The sequence below is a fragment of the Caballeronia cordobensis genome (assembly GCF_001544575.2).
In the GTDB taxonomy this organism is placed as follows: domain Bacteria; phylum Pseudomonadota; class Gammaproteobacteria; order Burkholderiales; family Burkholderiaceae; genus Caballeronia; species Caballeronia cordobensis.
On record NZ_FCNY02000026.1, the window covers coordinates 77,181 to 101,490 of the forward strand.

At 64.4% G+C, this 24,310-nt stretch carries 21 protein-coding genes; 14 read left to right on the forward strand and 7 right to left on the reverse strand.

Annotation, left to right across the window (positions count from 1 at the left end; genetic code table 11):
• The 14 genes from AWB70_RS33280 to AWB70_RS33345 all read left to right on the forward strand — a co-directional run bounded on the left by AWB70_RS33280 (position 1) and on the right by AWB70_RS33345 (position 19,170).
• Positions 1-975, forward strand: coding sequence for an FAD-binding oxidoreductase (locus tag AWB70_RS33280; protein WP_053571691.1), 975 nt, complete (start codon positions 1-3; stop codon positions 973-975).
• 38 nt (positions 976-1,013) lie between these two features.
• On the forward strand, positions 1,014-2,366 hold the full coding sequence (locus AWB70_RS33285; RefSeq protein ID WP_053571690.1) for an MFS transporter: 1,353 nt from the start codon (positions 1,014-1,016) through the stop codon (positions 2,364-2,366).
• A 191-nt stretch (positions 2,367-2,557) separates the two neighbouring features.
• A complete protein-coding gene (locus tag AWB70_RS33290; protein ID WP_082378200.1) occupies positions 2,558-4,300 on the forward strand; it encodes an ABC transporter permease in 1,743 nt (580 codons plus the stop codon).
• A gap of 22 nt (positions 4,301-4,322) precedes the next feature.
• Complete coding sequence (locus AWB70_RS33295; protein WP_053571689.1) at positions 4,323-5,435, forward strand: ABC transporter ATP-binding protein; 1,113 nt, start codon at positions 4,323-4,325, stop codon at positions 5,433-5,435.
• 138 nt (positions 5,436-5,573) lie between these two features.
• Positions 5,574-6,824 (forward strand): MFS transporter, encoded by a 1,251-nt coding sequence (locus AWB70_RS33300; protein ID WP_053571688.1) that lies wholly within the window; start codon positions 5,574-5,576, stop codon positions 6,822-6,824.
• Positions 6,825-6,826: 2 nt separating this feature from the next.
• Complete coding sequence (locus tag AWB70_RS33305) at positions 6,827-8,221, forward strand: NarK family nitrate/nitrite MFS transporter (RefSeq protein WP_053571687.1); 1,395 nt, start codon at positions 6,827-6,829, stop codon at positions 8,219-8,221.
• A gap of 143 nt (positions 8,222-8,364) precedes the next feature.
• Positions 8,365-12,081 (forward strand): nitrate reductase subunit alpha, encoded by a 3,717-nt coding sequence (locus tag AWB70_RS33310; protein WP_053571686.1) that lies wholly within the window; start codon positions 8,365-8,367, stop codon positions 12,079-12,081.
• Entirely contained in the window at positions 12,078-13,631 is a 1,554-nt protein-coding gene (gene narH, locus AWB70_RS33315) for a nitrate reductase subunit beta (RefSeq protein ID WP_053571685.1), read from the forward strand. Before AWB70_RS33310 ends, narH begins: the two co-directional genes overlap by 4 nt.
• 14 nt (positions 13,632-13,645) lie before the next feature.
• Complete coding sequence (gene narJ, locus AWB70_RS33320) at positions 13,646-14,320, forward strand: nitrate reductase molybdenum cofactor assembly chaperone (RefSeq protein ID WP_053571684.1); 675 nt, start codon at positions 13,646-13,648, stop codon at positions 14,318-14,320.
• On the forward strand, positions 14,317-15,000 hold the full coding sequence (narI, locus tag AWB70_RS33325) for a respiratory nitrate reductase subunit gamma (protein WP_053571683.1): 684 nt from the start codon (positions 14,317-14,319) through the stop codon (positions 14,998-15,000). Before narJ ends, narI begins: the two co-directional genes overlap by 4 nt.
• Positions 15,001-15,015: 15 nt before the next feature.
• The gene (locus AWB70_RS33330; protein WP_053571682.1) at positions 15,016-16,866 is read left to right on the forward strand and encodes a type IV pili methyl-accepting chemotaxis transducer N-terminal domain-containing protein; all 1,851 of its coding nucleotides are present in this window, start codon (positions 15,016-15,018) and stop codon (positions 16,864-16,866) included.
• Between the two features lie 43 nt (positions 16,867-16,909).
• Positions 16,910-17,572: a response regulator gene (locus AWB70_RS33335; RefSeq protein ID WP_053571681.1), complete on the forward strand. Its 663-nt coding sequence runs from the start codon at positions 16,910-16,912 to the stop codon at positions 17,570-17,572.
• A gap of 75 nt (positions 17,573-17,647) precedes the next feature.
• The gene (locus AWB70_RS33340) at positions 17,648-18,823 is read left to right on the forward strand and encodes an NAD(P)H-dependent flavin oxidoreductase (protein WP_053572115.1); all 1,176 of its coding nucleotides are present in this window, start codon (positions 17,648-17,650) and stop codon (positions 18,821-18,823) included.
• Positions 18,824-18,948: 125 nt separating this feature from the next.
• Positions 18,949-19,170: a DUF3079 domain-containing protein gene (locus AWB70_RS33345; RefSeq protein ID WP_014252805.1), complete on the forward strand. Its 222-nt coding sequence runs from the start codon at positions 18,949-18,951 to the stop codon at positions 19,168-19,170.
• A 9-nt stretch (positions 19,171-19,179) separates the two neighbouring features.
• On the opposite strand, the gene AWB70_RS33350 is transcribed toward AWB70_RS33345, so the two are convergent.
• The 7 genes from AWB70_RS33350 to ccmC all read right to left on the reverse strand — a co-directional run.
• Entirely contained in the window at positions 19,180-20,244 is a 1,065-nt protein-coding gene (locus AWB70_RS33350) for a tetratricopeptide repeat protein (RefSeq protein WP_053571680.1), read from the reverse strand.
• Positions 20,241-20,624 carry a cytochrome c-type biogenesis protein gene (locus tag AWB70_RS33355; protein WP_052485893.1) on the reverse strand — a complete coding sequence of 128 codons (384 nt, stop codon included), beginning with the start codon at positions 20,622-20,624 and terminating at the stop codon, positions 20,241-20,243. Before AWB70_RS33355 ends, AWB70_RS33350 begins: the two co-directional genes overlap by 4 nt.
• Positions 20,617-21,156, reverse strand: coding sequence for a DsbE family thiol:disulfide interchange protein (locus AWB70_RS33360; protein ID WP_053571679.1), 540 nt, complete (start codon positions 21,154-21,156; stop codon positions 20,617-20,619). The genes AWB70_RS33355 and AWB70_RS33360 overlap by 8 nt, the downstream gene beginning before the upstream one ends.
• Positions 21,153-23,108 (reverse strand): heme lyase CcmF/NrfE family subunit, encoded by a 1,956-nt coding sequence (locus AWB70_RS33365; RefSeq protein ID WP_053571678.1) that lies wholly within the window; start codon positions 23,106-23,108, stop codon positions 21,153-21,155. The genes AWB70_RS33360 and AWB70_RS33365 overlap by 4 nt, the downstream gene beginning before the upstream one ends.
• The gene (gene ccmE / locus AWB70_RS33370; protein WP_053571677.1) at positions 23,105-23,566 is read right to left on the reverse strand and encodes a cytochrome c maturation protein CcmE; all 462 of its coding nucleotides are present in this window, start codon (positions 23,564-23,566) and stop codon (positions 23,105-23,107) included. The genes AWB70_RS33365 and ccmE overlap by 4 nt, the downstream gene beginning before the upstream one ends.
• Positions 23,563-23,691, reverse strand: coding sequence for a hypothetical protein (locus AWB70_RS39590; protein ID WP_255724936.1), 129 nt, complete (start codon positions 23,689-23,691; stop codon positions 23,563-23,565). The genes ccmE and AWB70_RS39590 overlap by 4 nt, the downstream gene beginning before the upstream one ends.
• On the reverse strand, positions 23,688-24,310 hold a 623-nt coding region (gene ccmC / locus AWB70_RS33375), incomplete at its 5' end, for a heme ABC transporter permease CcmC (RefSeq protein WP_060854246.1). The genes ccmC and AWB70_RS39590, both read right to left, overlap by 4 nt.

Sequence of the window (24,310 nt, forward strand, 5' to 3'; positions counted from 1 at the left end):
GTGTCTTACCAGATCAAGGTCGCGGCAAGCGACATCACCTTCGATTGCAACGATGGCGAGAGCGTGCTCGATGCGGCCGAACGCGCGGGCTTCGCGCTGCCTTATTCGTGCCGCAAGGGCGTGTGCTCGGAGTGCCAGGGCGGCGTGGTGAACGCGCAGGGCATCACGGAAAAAGCGCTGCTGTGCTGCGTGCGCCCGTCGGCGAACGTCACGATTGCGCCGCGCAAGATCGAGAAGCGCGAACGTGTCGTGCGCAAGAAGCTCGATGCGTCCGTGTTCCGCATCGCGCAGGCCGCGCCCGACGTCACCGTGCTGCAACTGCGCCTGCCGACCGGCGTGCGTGCGAAGTTCCGCGCGGGCCAATACCTGCAGATTCATCTCGACGATGAAACCGTGCGCAATTATTCGATGGCCAATCCGCCGCATCAGAGCGACAGCGTTCATCTGCACGTGCGTCACGTTGCGGGCGGCCGCTTCTCCGATGGCGTGCTGAAGGAGCTCGCGGTCGGCAGGAAGCTGCGCATCGAATTGCCTTACGGCGAGTTCTTCTTTCGCGACGAATCGGCGAAACCGGTGATTCTCGTCGCGACGGGCACGGGCTTCGCGCCGGTGAAATCGATCGTCGAGGATGCGATCAAACGCAAGCTCGCGCGGCCGATGAAGCTGTATTGGGGCGCGCGCCGCGAGCAGGACCTGTATCTCGCGGATCTCGCGCGGAAATGGCACGACGAGGGACACGTCGAGTTCATTCCGGTGCTCTCCGACCCCGATGGCGACTGGGCGGGCCGCACGGGATTCGTGCATCGCGCGGTGCTGGCGGATCATCCGTCGCTCGCGGCGCATCAGGTCTACGCATGCGGCAATCCGTCGATGACGAGCGCCGCGCGCGATGCGTTCACGAGCGCGGGCCTGCCGGAAGACGAATTCTTCTGCGACGCCTTCGTGCAGACCGGCACGCTCGAACCGGCGGCCTAGCCTCAGGCAACAGATAACAAGCGAACGGAGACAAAAAAGTGGCATCCCCAAGCATCGACGTTTCAGAACTCATCGAGCGGCAGCGCATCAACGGACGGCAATATCTGATCGTGCTGCTGTGCGCGCTGCTCATGTTCCTCGACGGCTTCGACACGCAAGCCGTCAGTTATATCGTGCCGGTGCTCGCGAAGACCTGGCACTTGCCGCGCGAGATTCTCGGCTCGATCTTCTCGGCGGCGCTCGTCGGCCTGATGGTCGGCTATCTGGCGATTTCGCCGATGTCCGGCCGCTTTGGCCATAAGCGCATGATGGTGTTCAGCACCGTGTTCTTCGCGATCTTCACGCTGCTCACCGTGTTCGCGACGAACGTGACCCAGCTTATCGGCCTGCGTTTTCTGACGGGCATCGGCCTGGGCGCCGCAGCGCCGAGCGCGGTCGCGCTGACCTGCGAATTCGCGCCGAAGCGCGTGCGCTCGACCTTCGTGCTGCTCGTGTATTGCGGCTTCTCGCTGGGCTTCGTGGTGGCGGGCTTCACATCCGGCGCGCTGCTTCCGGCATTCGGCTGGCAATCGCTGATGCTGGCGGGCGCGGTCGCTCCGCTTCTGCTCGCGTTGCCGCTTGCGCTTCTGCTGCCCGAATCGCTCGCGTATCTCAGGAAACGCCCGCACGGCGATGACCGCATCCGCGCGCTGGTGCTGAAAGTGTTTCCGGCCGCGCACATCGCGCGGGGCAGCCGCTTCGTTCTCGAAGACGAAGAGGAGTCGCGCGCGAGCGTCGCGGCGCTGTTTCGCGGCCGCACGTCCGTCGGCACGCTGCTGCTGTGGGGCGTGTTCTTCCTGAATCTCGCCGAGTTCTACTTCCTGCAAAGCTGGCTGCCGACGATGCTCACCGGTCTCGCCTATCCCGCCGCGACGGTCGTCTGGGTGACGGCGTTGCCGACGATCGCGGGCGTGATATCGGCCGTGCCGCTCGGACTCGCGATGGATCGCGTCGGCCCCTATGTCACGCTGACGGTGATGTACGTCGCCGGCTGCCTCTTCATGTTCATGGTTGCGTCGACGTTTGCCGCGCCCGTGTGGCTGCTGATGGTCGCGGTGTTCTGCGCGGGCTTTTGCATCAGCGGCGGGCAGAAGAGCGTGATCGCGCTCGCGGCGATCTACTATCCGTCGAATCTGCGTTCGACCGGCGTGGGCTGGGCGCTCGGCATCGGGCGGCTGGGCGGAATCGCCGGGCCGCTGATCGTCGGCGTGATGTATTCCGCGCACTGGACGCCGGCCGAGGTGTTTCGCATTGCCGCGTTGCCGGTGCTCGTGGCGGGGTTTGCGGTGTTTTTGATGGGGCGGTTGTCGGGGGCGCATGAATCGGTCACGGGGGCGCGCGTGACGAGTTGAACGCTCGGCTTCCGACTTCGAAGACGCGGTGCGGCCTCCAAGCCCACCGCGTTTTTTATTCCACTTGACAGAACGCCCGCCGTGCCAGCGGTCCCTCAGTACTTTCCGCAGGTTTATTTGCTTAGATACCTAAGCTTATGATGCGCTTCATCCGATGAGACTCAGTCGATCACTTCGAGGAGGAGCCGCGCTTGGAACAGACATTCGATGCGATGAAGGCAGCCCTGTCGCGTTCCACGCGGCTCGACGCGAAGTGGCTCGTGATCGGCGGCGCGGTGATCGTCGTGGGCGTGCTGGCGCTGATCCCGCTCGTGTTTCTCTTCTGGCAAAGCTTCTTCACGCCGCAAGTCGCCGATAACCCGGCGGTCTTCACCTTCGGCAACTACAAGCTCGCCTACGGCAGCCCCGAAACGCTGCGCACGCTCTTCAACTCGCTCAAGTTCGCGCTCGGCGCGTCGTGCGTGTCGTTCTCGATCGGCACCGTGCTCGCATGGATCATCGAGCGCACCAACACGCCGTTGCGCAAGTTCTTCTACGCGATCACCATCGTGCCGCTGATCGTGCCGAGCATCCTCTTCACGATTGCATGGATCTTTCTCGCGAGCCCGAAGATCGGCGTGCTGAACGTGGCGCTCGGCTCGCTCTTCGGCGTGACCCGGCCCGTCTTCAACATCTACAGCATGAGCGGCATGATCTGGGTCGACGGTCTGCATTATTCGACGATGGCCTTTCTCCTCATGTCCGCCGCCTTTCGCGGCATGGACCCTTCGCTGGAGGAATCGTCGTTGATGAGCGGCGCGGGCGTCGCGCGGACAATGTGGCGCATCACGCTGCGCCTCGCGTTTCCGGCCATCGTCTCGACGCTGCTGATTCTCTTCGTGCGCGCGCTCGAATCGTTCGAAGTGCCCGCGCTGATCGGCTTGCCGGTGAAGCTGCAGGTGTTCACGTCGTCGATCTACGAAGCGATCGAGCAGTATCCGAGCCAGATCGGTCTCGCATCGTCGTATTCGATGCTGCTGCTCATCATCACATCCGTCGGGCTGTATCTGCAATCGCGCGTGTCGTCCGGCGGCGGCAAGTATTCGACGATGAGCGGCAAAGGCTTTCGCCCGCGCGTCGTGGATATCGGCAAGTGGCGCTATCTCACCGTCGGCGTGTTCGTCGTCTACTTTCTGCTGATCGTCGCGTTGCCGTTCGCGGTGCTGCTGTGGTCGTCGCTGCAGAAGTATTACCGCACGCCGTCGCTCTCGGCGCTGGATCATCTTTCGTTCGACGCGTACCGCTACATCCTGCATCTGTCCACCCTGCGTCATGCCGTGATCAACAGCCTCGCGCTGTCGTTCGGCTGCGCGACCGCCGTCATGCTGCTGTCGGCCGTGATTTGCTGGATCGTCGTCAAGACGAAGCTGCCGGGCCGCTGGCTGCTCGACAACCTCGCGTCGCTGCCGCTGGTGTTTCCGGGGCTCGTGCTCGGCCTGTCGTTCATGATCGTGTCGCTGAAGGTGGATATCGGCATCTACGGCACGCTGTGGATTCTGCTGATCGCCTACATCACGCGTTTCATGCCCTACGGCATGCGCTATACGACGACATCGATGGTGCAGATTCACAAGGAGCTGGAAGAGTCCGCCGCGATGAGTTGCGCAAGCTGGAGCGCGACGTTCTTTCGCATCGTGCTGCCGCTTCTCAAGCCCGGTCTGCTGGCGGGCTGGATCTACGTGATGATCGTGTCGATCCGAGAACTGTCGAGCTCGATCCTGCTGTACAGCCCCGGCTCGGAGACGGTGTCCATCGTGATCTGGGAGTTGTGGCAGAACGGGCAATACGTGGAACTGTCGGCGCTGTCGGTGATGCTCGTACTGGCGCTGCTCGCGCTCGTCATGCTGCTGCAATGGATCGGCGGAAAGTTCGGCGTGAAAGCGAACCACGCCTGAAAAGAACACATCGGAGACGAACGTGCTGAACGTACAAGGCCTCAACACCGAATATGTCGATGGCAACAACGTGCGCGTGCGCGCCGCCCGCGACGTTTCGTTCGATGTCCCCGAGGGCAAGCTCTTCACGCTGCTCGGGCCGAGCGGCTGCGGCAAGACGACGACGCTGCGCTCCATCGCGGGCCTCGAACGGCCTGTCGGCGGGGCGATCTCGGTGAACGGCGTGACCGTGTTTTCCGCGCGCGAGGACACCTTCGTGCCGCCGAACCGGCGCAAGTTCGGCATGGTGTTTCAGTCTTACGCGATCTGGCCGCACATGACGGTCTTTCGCAACGCGAGTTTTCCGCTCGAAGTCGGCGAAAAGAAATATTCGAAGCGCGAGATCGAAGAGAAGGTGATGCGCGTGCTGACGGCCGTCGGCCTCGATCACGTCGCGGACCGCGATGCCACGCGCATGTCTGGCGGCCAGCAGCAACGCCTCGCGCTCGCGCGCGCGCTCGTGATGGAGCCGAAGCTGCTGCTGCTCGACGAACCGCTCTCGAACCTCGATGCAAAGCTGCGCGACAAGATGCGCTTCGAGCTGAAGCGCATGCAGCGCGAACTGCGGATCACGACGATCTACGTGACGCACGATCAGGAGGAAGCGCTCGCGCTGTCGCACGAAATCGCCGTGATGAAAGACGGGCAAATCGTGCAGAAAGCGGCGCCGCGCGCGATCTACGACTTGCCGAACTGCAAGTTCGTCGCGGACTTCGTGGGCACGACCAATTTCATCGACGGCCGCGTGCGCGACTGCCATGACGAGGACGGCAACGTGCTGATCGAATCCGCGCTCGGCACGATCGCGGTGGCGAACGCGGTTTCGTGCCGCCCCGGCGACGCAGCCGTGATCGCCGTGCGCCCGGAAAACGTGATGGTGCACGAGACGCTCGATGGCTTGAGCGCGCGCAACGTCTACACCGGCACGGTCGCGGCGAAAGTGTTCCTCGGCGAGACGCTCGATTTCCAGATTCGCGTCGGCGAACAGATCGTGCTGGCGCGCGTGCATCCGTCGCACAAGACGCCGGTCGGCGAGACGATTCACTTTTCGATCGATCCGGGAAGTTGTATCGCATTGTCATCGCAGAAGGACTGAAGAGGCAGGCGCATCATCCAGTCGGACTACGCCGCAATGACTAGCGGCAAATCAACGCTGCATCCGTCCGGCGAATAGGCGTTTCGCGCGGCGCTCCGTACCCTTGTCGAGCAAGCTACACACGACAAGGAACGGACGATGAGCGTCGTCAACACACCCGCCACTACCTCGGTCTCCGCCGACGCGCGCGCATGGCGCGTGCTCGGCGCGAGCACTTTCGCCTTCACCATCTGCTTCGCCGTATGGATGATGTTCGCCATCCTCGGCATTCCTCTCAAGAAGCAGCTCCATCTCTCCGATACCGAATTCGGCCTGATCGCCGCGATGCCCGTCCTGACAGGCTCGCTCGCGCGCGTGCCGCTCGGCATCTGGACCGACCGCCTGGGCGGACGCGCCGTCTTCTTCTTCACGATGGCCGTCACCATCGTGCCGATCTGGCTGATCAGCTACGCCACCGAATTGTGGCAATTCCTCGTGCTCGGGCTGTTCGTCGGCGTCGCGGGCGCGTCGTTTTCGGTGGGCACGCCGTATGTCGCGCGCTGGTTTCCGAAGTCCCGTCAGGGTCTCGCCATGGGCATTTTCGGCGCGGGCAATTCGGGCGCCGCGCTGACCAAATTCGTCGCGCCGGTGCTGATTCTCACCGCGGGGACGTGGACCATCGTGCCGAAGGTCTATTCGGTGGCGATGCTCGTCACCGCGCTCCTGTTCTGGCTTTTTTCCGCTTCCGACCCGGCGCACCGCAGCGCCGGCACGCAGCGTTTCGGCGCGCAGATGGCCGTGCTCAAAGACCGGCGGGTGTTGCGGTACGCGCAGTACTACTCGGTCGTGTTCGGCGGCTATGTTGGCCTCGCGTTGTGGATGCCGCAGTACTACGTGAATCAACACGGCTTCGGCATCGAACAGGCCGCGTTCCTCGCCGCGTGCTTTTCGCTGCCTGGCGGCGTGCTGCGCGCGCTCGGCGGATGGATGTCGGACCGCTTCGGCGCGTATCGCACGACATGGATCGTCATGTGGGTCGCGCTCGCGTGTTTTTTCCTGCTGAGCTACCCCGTGACCGATTTCGTGGTCCACGCGAAAGACGGCCCGCTCACGTTCCACATCGCCATGGGACCGCTCGGCTACACCGTGCTGATGTTCGTCGTCGGCGTGGCAATGGCGGTCGGCAAGGCGTCGGTCTTCAAGTTCGTATCGGATGAATTCGCGTCGAACATCGGCGCGGTCTCGGGCGTCGTCGGCCTCGCTGGCGGGCTTGCGGGTTTCCTTTTGCCGATTCTCTTTGGACTGCTCGTCGATCTCACCGGCGTGCGCACCACCTGTTTCATGCTGATGTTCGGCGCGACCGCGGTCAGCCTGATCTGCATGCACTTCACATTTCAATCGAAAGCGTAATCATGTCAACACCATCACGTTACTTGCTCACCAAATGGGAGCCGGAAAACGCGGCGTTCTGGCGCGCGAGCGGCCAGTCGGTCGCCCGCCGCAATCTCTGGATCTCGATTCCCGCGCTGGCGCTCGCGTTCACGGTGTGGTCGTTGTGGAGCGTCGTCGTGGTCAGTCTCGATAAGGGCGGCTTCCATTTCACGAAAGACCAGTTGTTCTGGCTGACGGCGCTGCCCGCGCTCTCGGGCGCGACGTTGCGCATTTTCTACTCGTTCCTCGTGCCGATCTTCGGCGGACGGCGTTTTACCGCGCTGTCCACCGCGAGCCTGCTGATTCCGGCAATCGGCATGGGAATCGCGCTGCGCGACCCCTCGACCACCTATCCGACGCTGCTCGTGCTCGCGTTGCTGTGCGGTCTGGGCGGCGCGAACTTCAGTTCGTCGATGGCCAACATCAGCTTCTTCTTCCCGAAAGCGGAGAAGGGCTTCGCGACCGGCATGAACGCCGGCATCGGCAACCTGGGCGTGTCCGTCGTGCAGTTCGTCACGCCGCTCGTAATCTCGGCGGGCGTGTTCGGCGCGCTCGCGGGCGAGGGGCAGTCGTACACCGTCAACGGCGTCGGGCACAGCATCTGGCTGCAGAACGCGGGCTTCATCTGGGTGCCGTTCATCGCCGTCGCCTCGCTCGCGGCGTGGTTCGGCATGAACGACATCGCGGATGCGAAGGCATCGTTCGCCGAGCAGGCCGTCATCTTCAGGCGCAAGCACAACTGGCTGATGTGCTTGCTGTATATCGGCACGTTCGGCTCGTTCATCGGCTTTTCGGCCGGTCTCGCGCTGCTGACGAAGGCGGAATTTCCGTCCGTGAATCCGACCGCCTACGCATTCCTCGGGCCGCTCGCGGGCGCACTCACGCGTCCGGTCGGCGGCTGGATCTCGGACCGTCTCGGCGGCGCGCGCGTGACGCTGTTCACCTTCATCGCGATGATCGCAGCCGTGTTCGGCGTGATGGCGTCTTTGCCGCACGACGGCGCGGGCGGCAGCTTCGGCGGCTTCCTCGCGATGTTCATCGCCTTGTTCGCGCTGACGGGCATCGGCAACGGATCGACGTTCCGCATGATCCCGGTGATCTTCCTCACGCAGAAGCAACGCGAATCCGCAAACCAGTCCGATGCGGCGAAAAAGCAGGCGCAGCACGATGCGGGCAAGGAATCGGCGGCGGTGCTCGGTTTCGCCGGTGCGATCGGCGCGTATGGCGGCTTCTTCATCCCGCGCGGGTTCGGCACTTCGATGAGCATGACCGGATCGCCCGACGCCGCGCTCTGGTGCTTCATCGGCTTCTACGCCGTGTGCGCGGTGGTCACCTGGGTCTGCTATGCGCGCCGCAACGCGGACATGCCGTGCTGAACTAGTTCGAAAGGACTAAGCAAAGTAATCCGCATGACGCGCAACGAGCGCTCCTTTCGGGGAATGGGCGCGTGGTCATCGCGCCCCTACACTCGAATCAACGTATTCATGGCGGCTCGCGGCCGCCTCGCCCGGAGAAACGGATGAGTCACTTTCTGGATCGGCTGAAGTTCATGTCGCGCATCAAGTCCACGTTCTCGAATGGACATGGCGCGGTCGTGAACGAAGACCGCAAATGGGAAAACGGCTATCGCAGCCGATGGCAGCACGACAAGATCGTGCGCTCCACGCACGGCGTGAACTGCACGGGCTCCTGCTCATGGAAGGTCTATGTCAAGAATGGCCTGATCACGTGGGAGACGCAGCAGACTGACTATCCGCGCACGCGTCCCGATCTGCCGAATCACGAACCGCGCGGCTGTCCGCGGGGCGCGTCGTATAGCTGGTATGTGTATTCCGCGCAGCGCGTGAAACATCCGATGATCCGCGGACGTCTCATCGAGATGTGGCGCGAGGCGCGCAAGACGCTCGACCCGGTGGCGGCGTGGGCGTCGATCTGTGAAGACCCCGTCAAGGCGAAGCGCTACAAGAGCGTGCGCGGTCTCGGCGGTTTCGTGCGTGCGGACTGGGACACGGCAAGCGAGATCATCGCGGCGGCGAATGCGTACACCGTTGGCAAGTACGGGCCCGACCGCGTGATCGGTTTCTCGCCGATCCCCGCCATGTCGATGGTCTCCTACGCCGCCGGCGCGCGCTATCTGAGCCTGATCGGCGGCGCGTGCCTGTCGTTCTACGACTGGTATTGCGACCTTCCGCCCGCGTCGCCCCAGGTCTGGGGCGAGCAGACGGACGTGCCCGAATCCGCGGACTGGTACAACTCCACGTATCTGATGGTGTGGGGTTCCAACGTGCCGCAAACGCGCACGCCGGACGCGCACTTCTACACGGAAGTGCGCTACAAGGGCACGAAGACGGTCGCGGTCTCGTCCGACTACGGCGAGATGGTGAAGTTCGGCGACATCTGGCTCGCGCCGAAGCAAGGCACGGACGCCGCGCTCGCCATGGCGATGGGTCATGTCGTGCTGAAGGAGTTCCACGCAAGCGGCAAGTCAGCGTACTTCCGCGATTACGTGAAGCGCTACACCGACATGCCGATGTTGGTCGTGTTGCGCGAGAACCCGAACGGCGACGGCACGCTCGTGCCCGACCATTTCCTGCGCGCATCGCAACTGCAGAACGATCTGGACGAAGCGAACAATCCGCAATGGAAGACGCTCGTCATCGACGAGACGAGCGGCAGGATCGTCGCGCCGAACGGCACGATCGGCTTTCGCTGGGGCGAGGCGAATCATGACAGCGGCGCGAAGGTCGGCCGCTGGAATCTCGAGCAGAAGGACGGCGGCTCGGGCCGCGATATCGATCCGCGTCTGACGCAGATCGGCGCGCACGACGAAGTGGCGGAAGCGAGCTTCCCGTACTTCGGCGCGGAGCACGACGCGCTGCTCGCGCGCCGCGTGCCGGTCAAGCGCATCACGCTGGCGGACGGCACGAGCGCATGCGTCGCGACCGTCTATGACTTGCAGATGGCGAACTATGGCGTCGATCGGGGTCTCGGCGGCGCAAACGTCGCATCGTCCTACGATGACGACATGCCCTACACGCCCGCATGGCAGGAAAAGCACACCACCGTGCCGCGCCATCTCGTCATCCAGGTGGCGCGCGAATTCGCGGACAACGCGGACCGCACGCAGGGCAAGAGCATGGTGATCGTCGGCGCGGCGCTGAATCACTGGTATCACAACGACATGATCTATCGCGGCATCATCAATTTGTTGATGATGTGCGGCTGCATCGGCAAGAGCGGCGGAGGCTGGGCGCACTATGTCGGTCAGGAAAAACTACGTCCGCAGTTTGGCTGGGCGCCGCTCGCATTCGCGCTCGACTGGTCGCGCCCGCCGCGCCAGATGAACGGCACGTCGTTCTTCTATAACCACACGAGCCAGTGGCGTCACGAAAAAGTCGCGCTCGATGAAATTCTCGGGCCCACCGCCGACAAGTCGCGCTACGAACGTCTCTCGATGCTCGACATGAACGCGAAGTCCGAGCGCATGGGCTGGCTGCCGTCGGCGCCGCAACTGGGCGCGAATCCGCTCGATATCGTCGATGCCGCGAAGCGCGCGGGACGCGATCCGATCGAATACACGGTCGATCAACTGAAGTCCGGCGCGCTGAACTTCGCGTGCGACGACCCGGACAATCCCGTCAATTTCCCGCGCAACATGTTCGTGTGGCGCTCGAATATTCTCGGCAGTTCCGGCAAGGGTCACGAGTACTTCCTGAAGTATCTGCTCGGCACGCAGAACGCGCTTTTCGGCGACGAAGCCGACGCGATCAAGCCGTCCGAAGTGAACGTGCGGGAAGCCGCTGAAGGCAAGCTCGATCTCCTGACCGTGCTCGATTTCCGCATGAGCACGACATGCCTCTACGGCGACATCGTGCTGCCGAGCGCGACGTTCTATGAGAAGAACGATCTCAACACGTCGGACATGCATCCGTTCATCCATCCGTTGTCGGAAGCGGTGCAGCCGTTGTGGGAAAGCAAGAGCGACTGGGAAATCTACAAGGCGATCGCGAAGAAGTTCGCGGAAATCGGCGGAAAGCATCTGGGCACGCGCACGGATCTCGTCTGCGCGCCGCTCATGCACGACACGCCGGGCGAACTCGGCCAGGCGTTCGAGCCCAAGGACTGGCGTCATGGCGAATGCGACCTGATCCCCGGCAAGACCGCACCGTCGATGACGCTCGTCGAGCGCGACTACAACGCGATCTACGACAAGTTCACGTCGGTCGGACCGTTGCTCGCGAAGCTCGGCAATGGCGGCAAGGGCATCAACTGGAACACGGCGCACGAAGTGGACGAACTCGCGTCGTTGTCCGGCGAGAGCAACGGCCGTCCGCGTCTCGATACCGCCATCGACGCCGCCGAGATGATCCTCACCTTCGCGCCCGAGACGAACGGCCATGTCGCCGTGAAGGCCTGGGAAGCGCTTTCGAAGATCACGGGACGCGATCACTCGCATCTCGCGCTCGGCCGCGAGCACGACAAGATCCGCTTTCGCGACGTGCAGGCGCAACCGCGCAAGATCATTTCCGCACCGACATGGTCGGGACTCGAATCGGAGGAAGTCAGCTACAACGCGGGCTACACGAACGTGCACGAGCTGATTCCCTGGCGCACGCTCACCGGGCGGCAGCAGTTCTATCAGGATCACCGCTGGATGCTGGACTTCGGTGAGGGTTCGTGCGTCTACAAGCCCGCGATCGACACGAAGACCGTTTCGCCGATGCTCGGCGCGAAGCCCAACGGTGAGCACGAACTCGTTTTGAACTGGATCACCCCGCACCAGAAGTGGGGCATCCATTCCACCTACACGGACAACCTGCGCATGCTCACGCTGTCGCGCGGCGGCCCGCACGTGTGGGTGTCGGAATCGGAAGCGAAAGAGGCTGGCCTCGCGGACAACGACTGGGTCGAGGTCTTCAACGTGAACGGCACGCTGACCGCGCGCGTCGTCGTGAGTCAGCGCGTGCCGCGCGGCATGTGTCTCATGTATCACGCGCAGGAGAAGATCATCAACGTGCCGGGCGCGGAGACGAGCGGCATGCGCGGCGGTATCCACAACTCGGTCACGCGCACGGTGCTCAAACCCACGCACATGATCGGCGGATACGCGCAACAGGCTTATGGCTTCAATTACTACGGCACCGTGGGCAGCAATCGAGATGAATACGTCATCGTACGCAAGATGAAGAAAGTCGACTGGCTCGAAGGCCCGCTCAAGGAAGGAGCAGCATCATGAAGATCCGCGCCCAGGTGGCGATGGTCCTGAATCTGGACAAATGCATCGGCTGCCATACCTGCTCGGTCACATGCAAGAACGTGTGGACGTCGCGCGACGGCGTCGAGTACGCGTGGTTCAACAACGTCGAGACGAAGCCGGGCATCGGCTATCCGAAACAATGGGAGAACCAGGAGAAGTGGAACGGCGGCTGGATTCGCAAGAGCGACGGGCGCATCGAGCTGCGTCAGGGGCCGAAGCTGAAAGTGCTCGCGAACCTGTTCGCGAACCCGAATCTGCCGGGCATCGACGATTACTACGAGCCGTTCACCTACGACTACGCTCGCCTGCAGAATGCGCCGCTTTCGGAGACGCCGCCCACCGCGCGACCGGTCTCGGCGATCACCGGCAAGAAGATGGACAAGATCCATTGGGGGCCGAACTGGGAAGACGACCTGGGCGGCGAATTCGCATCGCGCGGCCGTGACGCGCTCTTCGAGAACGTGCAGAAGGAGATGTACTCGACCTTCGAGAACACGTTCATGATGTATCTGCCGCGCCTGTGCGAACACTGCCTGAATCCGGCATGCGTGGCGTCGTGCCCGTCGGGTTCCGTGTACAAGCGCGAGGACGACGGCATCGTGCTCGTCGATCAGGACAAGTGCCGCGGCTGGCGCATGTGCGTGTCCGGTTGCCCGTACAAGAAGATGTACTTCAACTGGAAGTCGGGCAAGGCGGAAAAGTGCGTGTTCTGCTATCCGCGTATCGAAGCGGGCGAGCCGACCGTTTGCTCGGAAACGTGCGTGGGCCGCATCCGTTATCTCGGCGTGATGCTGTACGACGCGGACCGCATTGCCGAAGCGGCGTCGGTCGAGGCGACCTCCGATCTTTATCAGTCGCAGCTCGATCTGTTTCTGGACCCGCATGATCCGCAGGTCCAGGCCGAAGCGCTGCGTCAGGGCATCACGCAAAGCTGGCTCGATGCGGCAAAGCGTTCGCCGGTCTATCGCATGGCGTGTGAGTGGAAGGTCGCGTTTCCGCTGCATCCCGAATACCGCACGTTGCCGATGGTCTGGTACGTGCCGCCGCTCTCGCCGATTCAATCGGCGGCGGACGCGGGGCATATGGGCATGAACGGCGTGATCCCCGATGTGAAGAGCCTGCGCATCCCGATGCGCTATCTCGCAAACCTGCTGACGGCGGGCGATGAAGCGCCGATCGTCGCCGCGCTCGATCGCATGCTCGCGATGCGCGCCTACAAGCGCGCGCAGAACGTTAACCGCGTGAACGATGAGGCGGTGTTGAACGACGTCGGTCTTACCGCATCGCAAGTGGAAGAGATGTATCAGTTGATGGCGATCGCCAACTACGAAGACCGCTTCGTCGTGCCTTCGTCGCACAAGGAAATGGTGCAGGACAGCTTCGACGAAAAGGGCAGTTGCGGTTTCTCGTTCGGCAATTGCGGCTCGCCCGGCGAGTCGGAGGGATCGCTCTTCGGGTCGCGGACCCACGGTGAAGTGAGTTACGCGGCGTTGCCGAAGTCGCGCAAGAACGCCTTGTCGGAAAGTTGATCGAGGAACGAACGATGTCGCTTTATCCCATTCTTTCCGCGCTGCTCGATTATCCCGAGCCCGCGCTGCTGGACGCGCTGCCGGAGATCGAAACCGCGTTGCATGACTGGCCGCACGCGCAAAAGCGCCTTGCGCCGCTCGTTGCATCGCTGAAGCGTCCGCTGATCGACTCGCAACTGACCTACGTGTCGACCTTCGACCGCAATCCGTCGCATTCGCTGCATCTTTTCGAGCACGTCCACGGCGAAAGCCGCGACCGCGGCCAGGCGATGGTCGATCTGCTCGACGAGTATCGCGGTCTTGGGCTCGATATCGAGACGAACGAGTTGCCGGACTATGTGCCGCTCTTTCTCGAAGTCCTCGGCGCGATCGATCCTGACCGTGCGCAAGCCTTGCTGAACGACGCCATTCACGTGCTCGACGCGATCGGCGGGCGTCTCGCGCGCGACGAAAGCCCGTATGCGGCCGTGTTCGCGGTCTTGCGCGAGCTCGCCACCGTCGAGCCGCGCCCGCTCGTGCAACCGCCCGTGCGAGACATGGACGAGATGCTCGAAACCTTCGGGCCGGGGCCGGACGGCGTCGAGCCCTTGCTCGCGCCGCACATGCGGCAGGACACGCAGACCATTCGCTTTCATCAGCGCGGCGCATCGTCTGGCGCGGGCGCACCCATCGCAAAGGACGCACGATGAACATGTTCAACTCGTTCCTGTTCGGCATCTATCCGTACATCGCCGCGAGCATCTTCCTGTTCGGCAGCCTCGTGCGCTTCGAACGTGAGCAGTACACCTGGAAGGCCGACAGCACGCAACTCATCGACCGTGGCAATCTCAGGCTCGGCAATATCTTGTTTCACATCGGGATTCTCGGGCTGTTCTTCGGGCATCTCGTCGGCTTGCTGACGCCGGTCGCCGTGTGGGACGCGCTCGGCGTCGAGCACAGCGTCAAACAGGCGCTGGCGATGATCGCGGGCGGCATCATGGGCTCGATGTGCCTCGCGGGTCTTCTGATCCTGCTGCATCGCCGCCTGACGAGCGCGCGGCTCTCCGCCGTGACGAAAATGGGCGACCGCGTACTGCTGGTCTGGATCCTCATCACGCTGCTGCTCGGCTTGTCGACCATCGGCCTCTCCGCAGGTCATATGGATGGCGCGATGATGGTGAGCCTCATGACCTGGGCGCAACACATCGTTACGTTCCGCGCCGATGCGGCCACTTATGTCGCAGATGCGCCGCTGCTCTTCCGTGTACATTTGTTCATGGGCATGAGTCTTTTCGTCATCTTCCCGTTCACGCGGCTGGTACATGTCTGGAGTGGCTTCGCTTCGCTCGGATATCTCACACGGGCGTGGCAGCTGGTCCGCAGCCGCTGATTTCGAAGATCGAACATGTCCCTGCCGTCGTATCGAGAACGTCTGACCACACGCATCGTCACGCTGTCGGTGGTGTCGCTGGTTCTCGTTCTCGCGATGATCGGCGGGACGCTCTGGCTGTCGTGGCAACTGCAAGGCGCGGGCGCGGCCATCAACGACGCGGGTAGCCTGCGCATGCGCGCGCACGCGGTCGCGCTCGCGCTCATCAAGCGGCAGGACATGCCGGGATCGGCACTGCAATCGCAGATCGATCAGATGAGCGCGACGATCGACCGCTTGCGCCGGGGCGACCCCGCGCGTCCGCTCTTCCTTCCCGACGACGCCAACGTGCGCAGCCAGTTCGACAAGGTCGCGAATGAGTGGCACGCGCGACTCGAACCGGATGCGCAAAAGGGCGTTGCAGCGGCCGATCCGAAAGCCGTGTCGCGTTACGTGGACGCTTTGCCGGGTTTCGTCGCCGGGGCGGACGAGCTGGTCGTGCTGATCGAGGAAGAGAACGCGCGCAAGACCGGCTGGCTGCGCACGTCGCAGATGGCCTTGGGCGCCATGGCGTGTATCGGAACGCTGGCTATCGTGTATCTGCTCTTTCTGTGGATCGTCGTGCCGGTGCAGCGCTTGCAGGACGGCCTCAAGCGCATCCGGCGGCGTCAGTTCGACACGCGCCTGCAGGTCATGACGCACGACGAGTTCGGGCACCTGACGGCGGGCTTCAACCGTATGGCCGCCGAGCTTCAGACGCTGTACAGCCATCTCGAAGGCTGCGTCGAAGCGAAGACGGCCGAGCTTGCCGCGCAGAACCGCGAGCTTACGGCGCTCTATCAGATGGCGGCTTTTCTCAATCAGCCGAATGACGTCGATGCGCTATGCCAAGGCTTTCTCGCACGTCTCACGCGTCAATTCGACGCGGACGCCGCGGCGGTTCGTCTCGCCACGGAGGACGGCCAGATACGGCTGATCGAATCGGAAGGATTGCCCGCCGCGCTGCTTCAGGACGAGCGCTGCTTTGCCGCCACTGACTGCGCCTGCGACGCGCGGCCCTGTGAGCGCGTGGGCTTCGCGGCCGTGGCCGCGTTCGATATTGTCTCGCAAGGGGAGAAGCTGGGTACGTTCTCGCTGCACTTCAGGGAGAAACGCGCCATTCCCGCTTCGGAGGCGCAGTTGCTCGACACGCTCGGCGGGCATTTCGGCACGGCGCTCAAGAGCAGGCGGCTCGCAGCGCTCGCGCGGCAACTCGCCGTCTCGGAGGAGCGCAACCTCGTGGCGCAAGGCTTGCACGACAGCATCGCGCAGAGTCTCAATTTTCTGAAGATGCAAGTGCATCTCCTCGATGGCGCGACGCGCGAAGACCGCATGGATGAGGTTCGCGAGATCGTGCCGCTGCTGGCGGGCGGCGTGGCCGAGAGTTATGACGACGTTCGTGAATTACTCATCAATTTCCGCACGAGACTCGGCACCGGCGAATTCAGGCGTGCGGTGGACGAGTCGATCGAACGATTCACCGTTCAGTCAGGCGTCGCGCCCCGCGTCGACTACCGTGACGAAGGCGGGCTGCCATTGTCGCCGGATCAGCAATTGCAGGTGCTGTTCATTTTGCAGGAAGCGCTCTCGAACATTCGAAAGCACGCCGACGCGCAGTGCGTCCACGTGACGATTGTCAATGGACGTGATTTCAGCCTCCTTGTTGAGGACGACGGACAAGGCTACGATCCAGATGAAATGGCCGCACTCGGCGAGACGCACGTCGGCTTGCATATCATGCGCGAGCGCGCGCAACGTCTGGGCGCCTCGCTTCGGCTGACGGGAACACCCGGAGGCGGCGCACGTGTCGAGCTCGTCTTGCCGGCCCCGGCGCGCCAGGCTGCCTGAAAATGGTCCGTGGCGCGCGTTTCACGCTGCTTCGAGTTGTGTCATGACCATCCGCATTCTGTTGATCGACGATCACGCGCTGTTTCGCTCCGGCGTGCATGCCCTTTTGCAACGGCAGTCCGATTTCGAAGTCGTCGGCGAGGCGGCCGATGGGCTCGAAGGCCTCAAGCGCGCGAAGCAATTTCGCCCGGACGTCATTTTGCTGGACCTCAACATGCCGGGGCTGTCCGGGCTTGAGACCTTGAAGCTGCTCGTGCAGGACGTGCCGCAAACCGTGGTCGTCATGCTGACGGTTTCCGAGGATCTCGACGAACTTTCTCTCGCGCTGCGCGAAGGCGCATGCGGCTATCTGCTGAAAAGCATCGAGGCGGAGACGCTCGCAAGCGCGATCCGCAAGGCGGCGGCAGGGCATCCGGTCATTGCCGACGACATGACCGCGAAGCTTGTCATGAGCATGCGCACGCCGAAGCCCGCACCGGCTCCGGCCCCCGCAGCCGATCCGCTCACGACGCGCGAGCGCGACATCATGCGCGAACTGGCGCATGGCGCGAGCAACAAGGAAATCGCACGTTCGCTGATGCTCGCGGAGAGCACGGTGAAGATCCACGTGCGCAACATCCTGCGCAAGCTCAATCTCACGAGCCGTGTGCAGGTCGCGATTTACGCGGTCGGTCATGACACGGCCAGGACGACGGAAACTACGTAAGCGACCCGCGTCAGGCACCGAAGCGCACATCACATCGAGCAGTTCAATATGAATTCACACCAAACCGATTCGCACATGAAGCCTCACGATCATTCCTTCACGCCGCTCACGATTCGTGGGCGCAGCCTGCTGCCGATCGTGCAGGGCGGCATGGGCGTCGGCATTTCGGCGCATCGGCTCGCGGGCAGCGTGGCGCGGGAAGGCGCGGTCGGCACCATCGCGAGCATCGACTTGCGTCATCATCATGACGATCTGCTCGAGATGTGCCGCGAAGACCACACGCGCCCGACGCTCGAACGCGCCAACCTGATCGCGCTCAGCCGGGAAATCGCGGCGGCGCGCAAGTTGTCGGAAGGGCGCGGCATGATCGCCGTCAACGTGATGAAAGCGGTGAGCGCGCATGCGGATTACGTGCGCGTCGCGTGCGAGGAAGGCGCGGACGCCATCGTGATGGGCGCGGGCTTGCCGCTCGATTTGCCCGATCTTACGCAAGGCCGCGATATAGCGCTGATCCCCATTCTCTCCGACAGCCGCGGCGTCACGCTCGTGCTCAAGAAGTGGATGAAGAAAGGCCGCTTGCCCGACGCCATCGTGATCGAGCATCCCGCGCATGCGGGCGGCCATCTCGGCGTCAACGACGTCGCGGACATGCACAATGAACGCTTCGGTTTCGAGCGCGTGCTGGCGGAACTGGATGCGTCGTTCGAAGCGCTCGGACTGAAGCGTTCGGACGTGCCGGTGATCGTCGCGGGCGGCATCAACAGCCACGAAGCGGTGCGCACATGGCTCGCGGCGGGCGCGAACGGCGTGCAGATCGGCACACCGTTCGCCGTCACCGAAGAGGGCGACGCGCATCCCAACTTCAAGCGCGTGCTCGCCGAGGCAACGCCGGACGATATCGTCGAATTCATCAGCGTGACGGGCCTGCCCGCGCGCGCCGTCAAGACGCCGTGGCTCATGCGCTACCTGCGCAACGAAGAACGCATCCGCACGAAGATCGGCGCGCGCAAGCAGACGTGCCCGTCGGCGCTCGAATGTCTGAGCGCGTGCGGCTTGCGCGACGGCATCGAGAAATTCGGCCATTTCTGCATCGACACGCGGCTGGCTGCGGCACTGCGCGGCGATGTCGGCAATGGCCTGTTTTTCCGCGGACGCGAGAAGCTGCCGTTCGGCGCGGCGATCCGCAGCGTGCGCGATCTGATCGAACTGCTGCTGACGGGGGCGACGAAAGCCGTGCCGTCGGGCTGTTGAAAAATGCGAAATGGTCTGCTTCGCCGCGTGCGTGCTCGGATCGCCGGGTTCCTATTGGCGGAAGCCAGCGCCGGCGCTAATCTCGATGCCGATGTCTCGCACGCCGTAATCGAAGGAGTCTCGCCATGTCGAAGCGCTTTCCGCTGAACCCCACGCATCCCGAACGCAATTGCTGGGGTTGCGATCACTACTGTTCGACCGACGCCATGCGCTGCGGCAACGGCTCCAGCCGCACGCAGCATCCCGCCGAGCTGCTCGGCGAAGACTGGTATGAACAAGGCGAGTGGGATCTCGACATCGCCGAGAATGCGAAGTCGGTTCAGCCCGGCGCGGGCAAGCCGCGCTGAGCGCAGTATTCAGCGGACGACATCGGAGATCGTCACGTCGATGACGCCCGCGTCCTTAGACGACACCAGTCCGCTCGATCCTGTGAAATCGCCCGCCGCGGGCCGTGCCTGACCCGAGGCCGACACGCGCGCATCGATACTGATGTGCGAGAAATCGGAGAGACGGCGGTTCGGCGTCATCGCCATCGAATCGTCCAGGCGCACGGTCGCGGGCAACTGGCTCGCGCTCAGGCGTTGCACCGCGAGCGGCATGCGCGAGCCGTCGTCCGCGAGCGCGTAGACGAAGAGCGTATCCGTCGGGCGAACGCGCTTTTCCAGCGCCGCACTCAAGTGCACGCGGACTTCGATCGATGCCGCCTTCGGAGCCACGTTCGAAGCCACGATTGAAGCCGCGCTTCCCTTCGCCGCGAGCGCGCGCGTCTCGTCGATATTCTTTTGCGCCTGCTCTGCGATCTGCGGCGCGAGATCCGGCACCTTGCTCAAGCGCTCCCAGAACTGGATCGCGCTCGCGTAATCGCGACGGTCGAATGCGGCCGATGCCGCCAGCGCGAGCGCCTTCGGCTCCTGCGCATCGAGCGCGAGCGCCGCGCCGATCACTTTCAGCGCCGCGTCGTTGAGCCCGCCGCCGTTGGCGCTCGCCAAGGCATCGGCGTAATCGGCGAGCAACTCGGCGTCGCGCGGATTCAGCGCGACGGCACGGCGATACGCCTCGGCGGCATCGCCCGGACGGTCGAGCACCACGTACGAGCGCGCGAGCATCGCCCAGCCGGGCGCGTCGTCGGGGCTATCGCGTAGCCGCGCGGCGAGGCGGCTGACCGCGGCTTCCATCGAAGCGGGCGCGTCGGCATGTTCGCCGGATACTGCGGGCGGCGCGGTCTGGATCGCCAGCGCGGCCGGATCGCCGATGCGCATGTAAAGCGTCAGCGCCGACGCGGGAATCAGCGCAATCATCAGTCCAGCCAACGCCGCGTGCGCTTGTCCACGCTCGTGCGCAAACGTCAGCAAGAGCGGCGTCACGACGCAGGCCAGCGCGCCGAGCAGCATCGCGGCAATGATCAGCCAGAACGCGATCATCGGTGCATGCTCCTGTGTTTGCGGGCGCGGCGGATATGCAGCGCCATCGCCAGCGCGCCCGCCGCGAGCACGGCGAACGGCCCGAACCACAGCGCCCATGTGACGGGCTTCACCGGTGGCCGATACAGCACGAAGTCGCCGTACCTCCGCACCATGTAGGCCTGAATCTGCTCGTCGCTCGCGCCTTGCCCGACCTGCTCGCGAATGCGCGCGCGCAGATCGGCGGCGAGATCGGCGTTCGAATCGGCCAGACTCTGGTTCTGGCACACCACACAGCGAAAGCGCTCCGCGAGATGGCGGGCGCGTTCGTCGTCGGGCGATGCCTGGGCGTGAGCGCACGCCATGCACGCGAGAAGGATCCACGCGTATCGGCTAGTCACGCGTCGTCTCCTTTTGGAGCTTGCCGACGAGCGGCAGAATCACGCGCTCCAGCGACGCCGTCGTGAGCGGCCCCGCCTGCCGGTATCGCACGACGCCCGCGCGGTCGATCACGAACGTTTCCGGCACGCCGTACACGCCATAGTCGATGCCCGTGCGCCCGTCGCGATCGACGAACGACGTCACGTAAGGATTGCCCGCGATCTCCAGCCATTGCAGCGCGGGTTCGCGCTCGTCCCGGTAGTTCAGGCCGTAGACCGGCGCCGCGCCGCTCGCCGCGAAGTTCATCAGCACGGGGTGCTCGTCGCGGCACGCCTCGCACCACGACGCCCACACGTTCAATATCCACACCTGACCGCGCAGCGCGTCGGACGACATCGTGCGGCCGGCGGCGTCGAGACGCGGCAGATCGAACGCGGGCGCGGGCTTGCCGATCAGCGCCGAAGGCAGCCGGCGCGGATCGTGCCGCAACCCGGCCCCGAGCAGCGCGACGAGCACCCCCAACACGGCGAGCGGAATGAGAAAGCGCTTCATCGTCCGGTCTCTGCGATGGGTTCCGGAGCGACCGTCGTCACGCGCGGCTGCGTCGCTCTGATCCGCGCGTAACGCCGGTCCGCCGCGGCGAGCAGCCCGCCCAGCGCCATCAAGATGCAGCCGCCCCAGATCCAGCGCACGAACGGCTTGATCTGGATGCGCACGGTCCATGCGTTCGCGCCCGCCGGCTGATCCAGCGCGACGTAGAGATCGCGCAGCACGCCGCGGTCGATCGCCGCTTCCGTCGTCGGCATGTTCGAGACGAGGAACTCGCGCTTTTCGGGATTGAGCGTCGCGATGGCGCGGCCGTCGCGCGTGACGGTGATCGTCGCCCGCGTCGCGCGATAGTTCGGGCCGTCGATCGCGCGCACGTCGTCGAGACGGAAGCGATAGCCGCCCGCATCCACGCTGCCGCCGGGCACGATCCGCGCATCGCGCTCGACGGGAAAGCCCTTCACCATCGTCACCCCGACGATGAACACGCCGACGCCCGCATGCGCGAGCCACATGCCGAGCGTCGCGAGCCGCACGCGCTGTCTCGCCCTCACGACGCGCTCGAACACGCTCGTTGCGATGGTCGCAAAGGTCCATGCGGCGAGCAGAAAGCCGAGGCTCACGAGCGGGCGCGACACGCCGGGCAGGAATGCGCTCGCCACGCTCACGAGCGCGGCCCAGCGCAGACGCACGGCGATTTCCGGCAGACGCGCGGCTTTCCAGCGCGCGAGCGGGCCGACGCCCATCAGGAAGACGGCGGGCGTCATCAGCGGGACGAACACGCTGTCGAAGTACGGCGCGCCGACCGAAATCTTGTCGAGATCGAGGGCGTCGAGCGCCATCGGATAAAGCGTGCCGAGCATCACCGAAGCGGCCGCGACGAGCATCAGCAGATTGTTCGACAAGAGCAGCGCCTCGCGCGATACCGGCTCGAAGCCCACCGCCGCCGCCGCACGCGGCGCGCGCCACGCGAACAGCGCGAGCCCGCCGCCCGAGAACAGCGCGAGCAGCGCGAGAATGAAGACGCCGCGCGTGGGATCGGACGCGAAACCGTGCACCGATGTCACGACGCCCGAGCGCACGAGAAACGTGCCGAGCAGCGACAGCGAAAACGCGCAGATTGCGAGCAGCGCGCTCCATGCGCGGAACGCGCCGCGCTTCGCCGTCGCCGCGAGCGAATGAATCAGCGCCGTGCCGACGAGCCACGGCATGAACGACGCATTCTCGACCGGATCCCAGAACCACCATCCGCCCCAGCCGAGTTCGTAGTACGCCCACGCGCTGCCGAGCATGATGCCGAGCGTCAGGAACATCCACGCGGCGAGCGTCCATGCCCGCGACGCGCGCGCCCACGCAGCGTCGAGCCTGCCTTCGAGCAGCGCGGCGATCGCGAACGCGAACGCCACCGAAAAGCCGACATAGCCCATGTACAGCAACGGCGGATGGATCACCATGCCGGGGTCTTGCAGAAGCGGGTTGAGATCGCGGCCGTTCATGGCGGGCGGCATGATGCGCGTGAACGGATTCGACGTCAGCAGCATGAAAAGCAGAAAGCCCGTATTGATCCAGCTCATCACGCCGAGCACGCGCGCGGCGAAGGGCAAGGGCAGGCGGCGGCCGAATCCCGCGACGGCGATCATCCACAGCGTCAGCAGCAGCGCCCAGAGCAGCAGCGAGCCTTCGTGCCCGCCCCAGACGGCTGTGAAGCGATAAATCGCCGGCAGCGCCGAATTCGAATTGCCGACGACGTAGACGACGGAGAAATCGTCGCCGAGAAACGACGCCGCGAGACACGCGAACGCGATCGCCACGAACACGAATTGCCCGCACGCGGCGGGCGCGGCGACGCGCATCCAGCGCTCGACGGAAAGGCGCGCGCCGAGCATCGGCACGACGCCCGCCACGAGCGCGAGCAGCATCGCGAGAATCAGCGCGAAATGGCCGATTTCCGGAATCATCGGCGCGGCCCCGCGTTCGCGTTCGCATCCGTCGATGCGCGCACTTCGTGCAGCGCGCGTTCGAGCTGCGGCGGCGTGTACTTTTCGTCGTGCTTCGCGAGCACTTCGTCGGCGTGAAAGCGTCCGTTCGCGTCGAGCCTGCCTTGCGCGACGACGCCGCTGCCTTCGCGGAACAGGTCGGGCAGCGCGCCCGTGTAGGTGACGGGAACCGACGCCCGCGCGTCGGCGACGACGAAGCGCACCGTGCGGCCGTCGCCGTCGCGCACGAGCGAGCCGCGTTCGACGAGCCCGCCGAGCCGGAAGCGCTGCGTGCGCGTCGCTTCCTGTGTCGCAATCTGGCTCGGGCTCACGAAGAACATGACATTGGCTCGAAACGCGTTGAGCACGAACGCGCACGCGAGCCCCGCGCTCGCCATGCCCAGCGCGATGAAGGCGAAGCGGCGATGGCGCGCCTTCATCGGCGCATCTCCGGCTCGCGCAGCGCGCGATATACGAGCCACGCTTCGGCGGCCATCAGCAGGAACGTGATCGCGAGCGCGGCGGCGAGGATCGGATTGGCGGCGAGCATCGACAGGACGTTCATGCGGCGCGCTCCTCGATTCGCGATGGACGCTCGTCCGTCGAGACGCGTTGCGCCGCGCGCAGGATGACGCGCACGCGCGCCAGCGACACCGCGATCGCGTAACACCAGAAGCCGGCCGTCATCACGAGGATGCCGCATGCCATTGACGTCGTCATCGACACGCCGCTGCCGAAACCGAGCGACGGCCCCTGATGCAGCGTGTACCACCATTGCACGGAAAAATAGATGATCGGAATATTCACGACGCCGATCAGCGCGAGCACCGAGCACGCGCGATCGGCGCGGCGCGTGCCGTCGATCGCGGCATGCAGCGCGAGAAAGCCGACATACAGGAAGAAGAGGATCAGCTCGGAAGTCAGGCGCGCGTCCCAGACCCACCACGTGCCCCATGTCGGCTTGCCCCACAGCGCGCCGGAAACGAGCGCGATTGCCGTGAAAAGCGCGCCGGTCGGGGCGAGCGCGCGGGCCATCATCGCGGAGAGGCGGGTGTTCATCGCGAGATGCAGCGCGCAGTACGCGGCCATCACGAGGTAGATGAACATCGACATCCACGCCGCCGGAACGTGCACGAACATGATGCGGTAGATGTCGCGTTGCAGCGCATCGGCGGGTGCGATGG

Excerpts from the sequence above, each read along its gene's own strand:
- AWB70_RS33300 (WP_053571688.1), top strand. The coding sequence starts at position 5,574 with ATGAGCGTCGTCAACACACCCGCCACTACCTCGGTCTCCGCCGACGCG.
- AWB70_RS33305 (WP_053571687.1), top strand. The coding sequence starts at position 6,827 with ATGTCAACACCATCACGTTACTTGCTCACCAAATGGGAGCCGGAAAAC.
- AWB70_RS33310 (WP_053571686.1), top strand. The coding sequence starts at position 8,365 with ATGAGTCACTTTCTGGATCGGCTGAAGTTCATGTCGCGCATCAAGTCC.
- narH (WP_053571685.1), top strand. The coding sequence starts at position 12,078 with ATGAAGATCCGCGCCCAGGTGGCGATGGTCCTGAATCTGGACAAATGC.
- narJ (WP_053571684.1), top strand. The coding sequence starts at position 13,646 with ATGTCGCTTTATCCCATTCTTTCCGCGCTGCTCGATTATCCCGAGCCC.
- narI (WP_053571683.1), top strand. The coding sequence starts at position 14,317 with ATGAACATGTTCAACTCGTTCCTGTTCGGCATCTATCCGTACATCGCC.
- AWB70_RS33330 (WP_053571682.1), top strand. The coding sequence starts at position 15,016 with ATGTCCCTGCCGTCGTATCGAGAACGTCTGACCACACGCATCGTCACG.
- AWB70_RS33335 (WP_053571681.1), top strand. The coding sequence starts at position 16,910 with ATGACCATCCGCATTCTGTTGATCGACGATCACGCGCTGTTTCGCTCC.
- AWB70_RS33340 (WP_053572115.1), top strand. The coding sequence starts at position 17,648 with ATGAAGCCTCACGATCATTCCTTCACGCCGCTCACGATTCGTGGGCGC.
- AWB70_RS33345 (WP_014252805.1), top strand. The coding sequence starts at position 18,949 with ATGTCGAAGCGCTTTCCGCTGAACCCCACGCATCCCGAACGCAATTGC.
- AWB70_RS33350 (WP_053571680.1), bottom strand. The coding sequence starts at position 20,244 with ATGATCGCGTTCTGGCTGATCATTGCCGCGATGCTGCTCGGCGCGCTG.
- AWB70_RS33360 (WP_053571679.1), bottom strand. The coding sequence starts at position 21,156 with ATGAAGCGCTTTCTCATTCCGCTCGCCGTGTTGGGGGTGCTCGTCGCG.
- AWB70_RS33365 (WP_053571678.1), bottom strand. The coding sequence starts at position 23,108 with ATGATTCCGGAAATCGGCCATTTCGCGCTGATTCTCGCGATGCTGCTC.
- ccmE (WP_053571677.1), bottom strand. The coding sequence starts at position 23,566 with ATGAAGGCGCGCCATCGCCGCTTCGCCTTCATCGCGCTGGGCATGGCG.
- AWB70_RS39590 (WP_255724936.1), bottom strand. The coding sequence starts at position 23,691 with ATGAACGTCCTGTCGATGCTCGCCGCCAATCCGATCCTCGCCGCCGCG.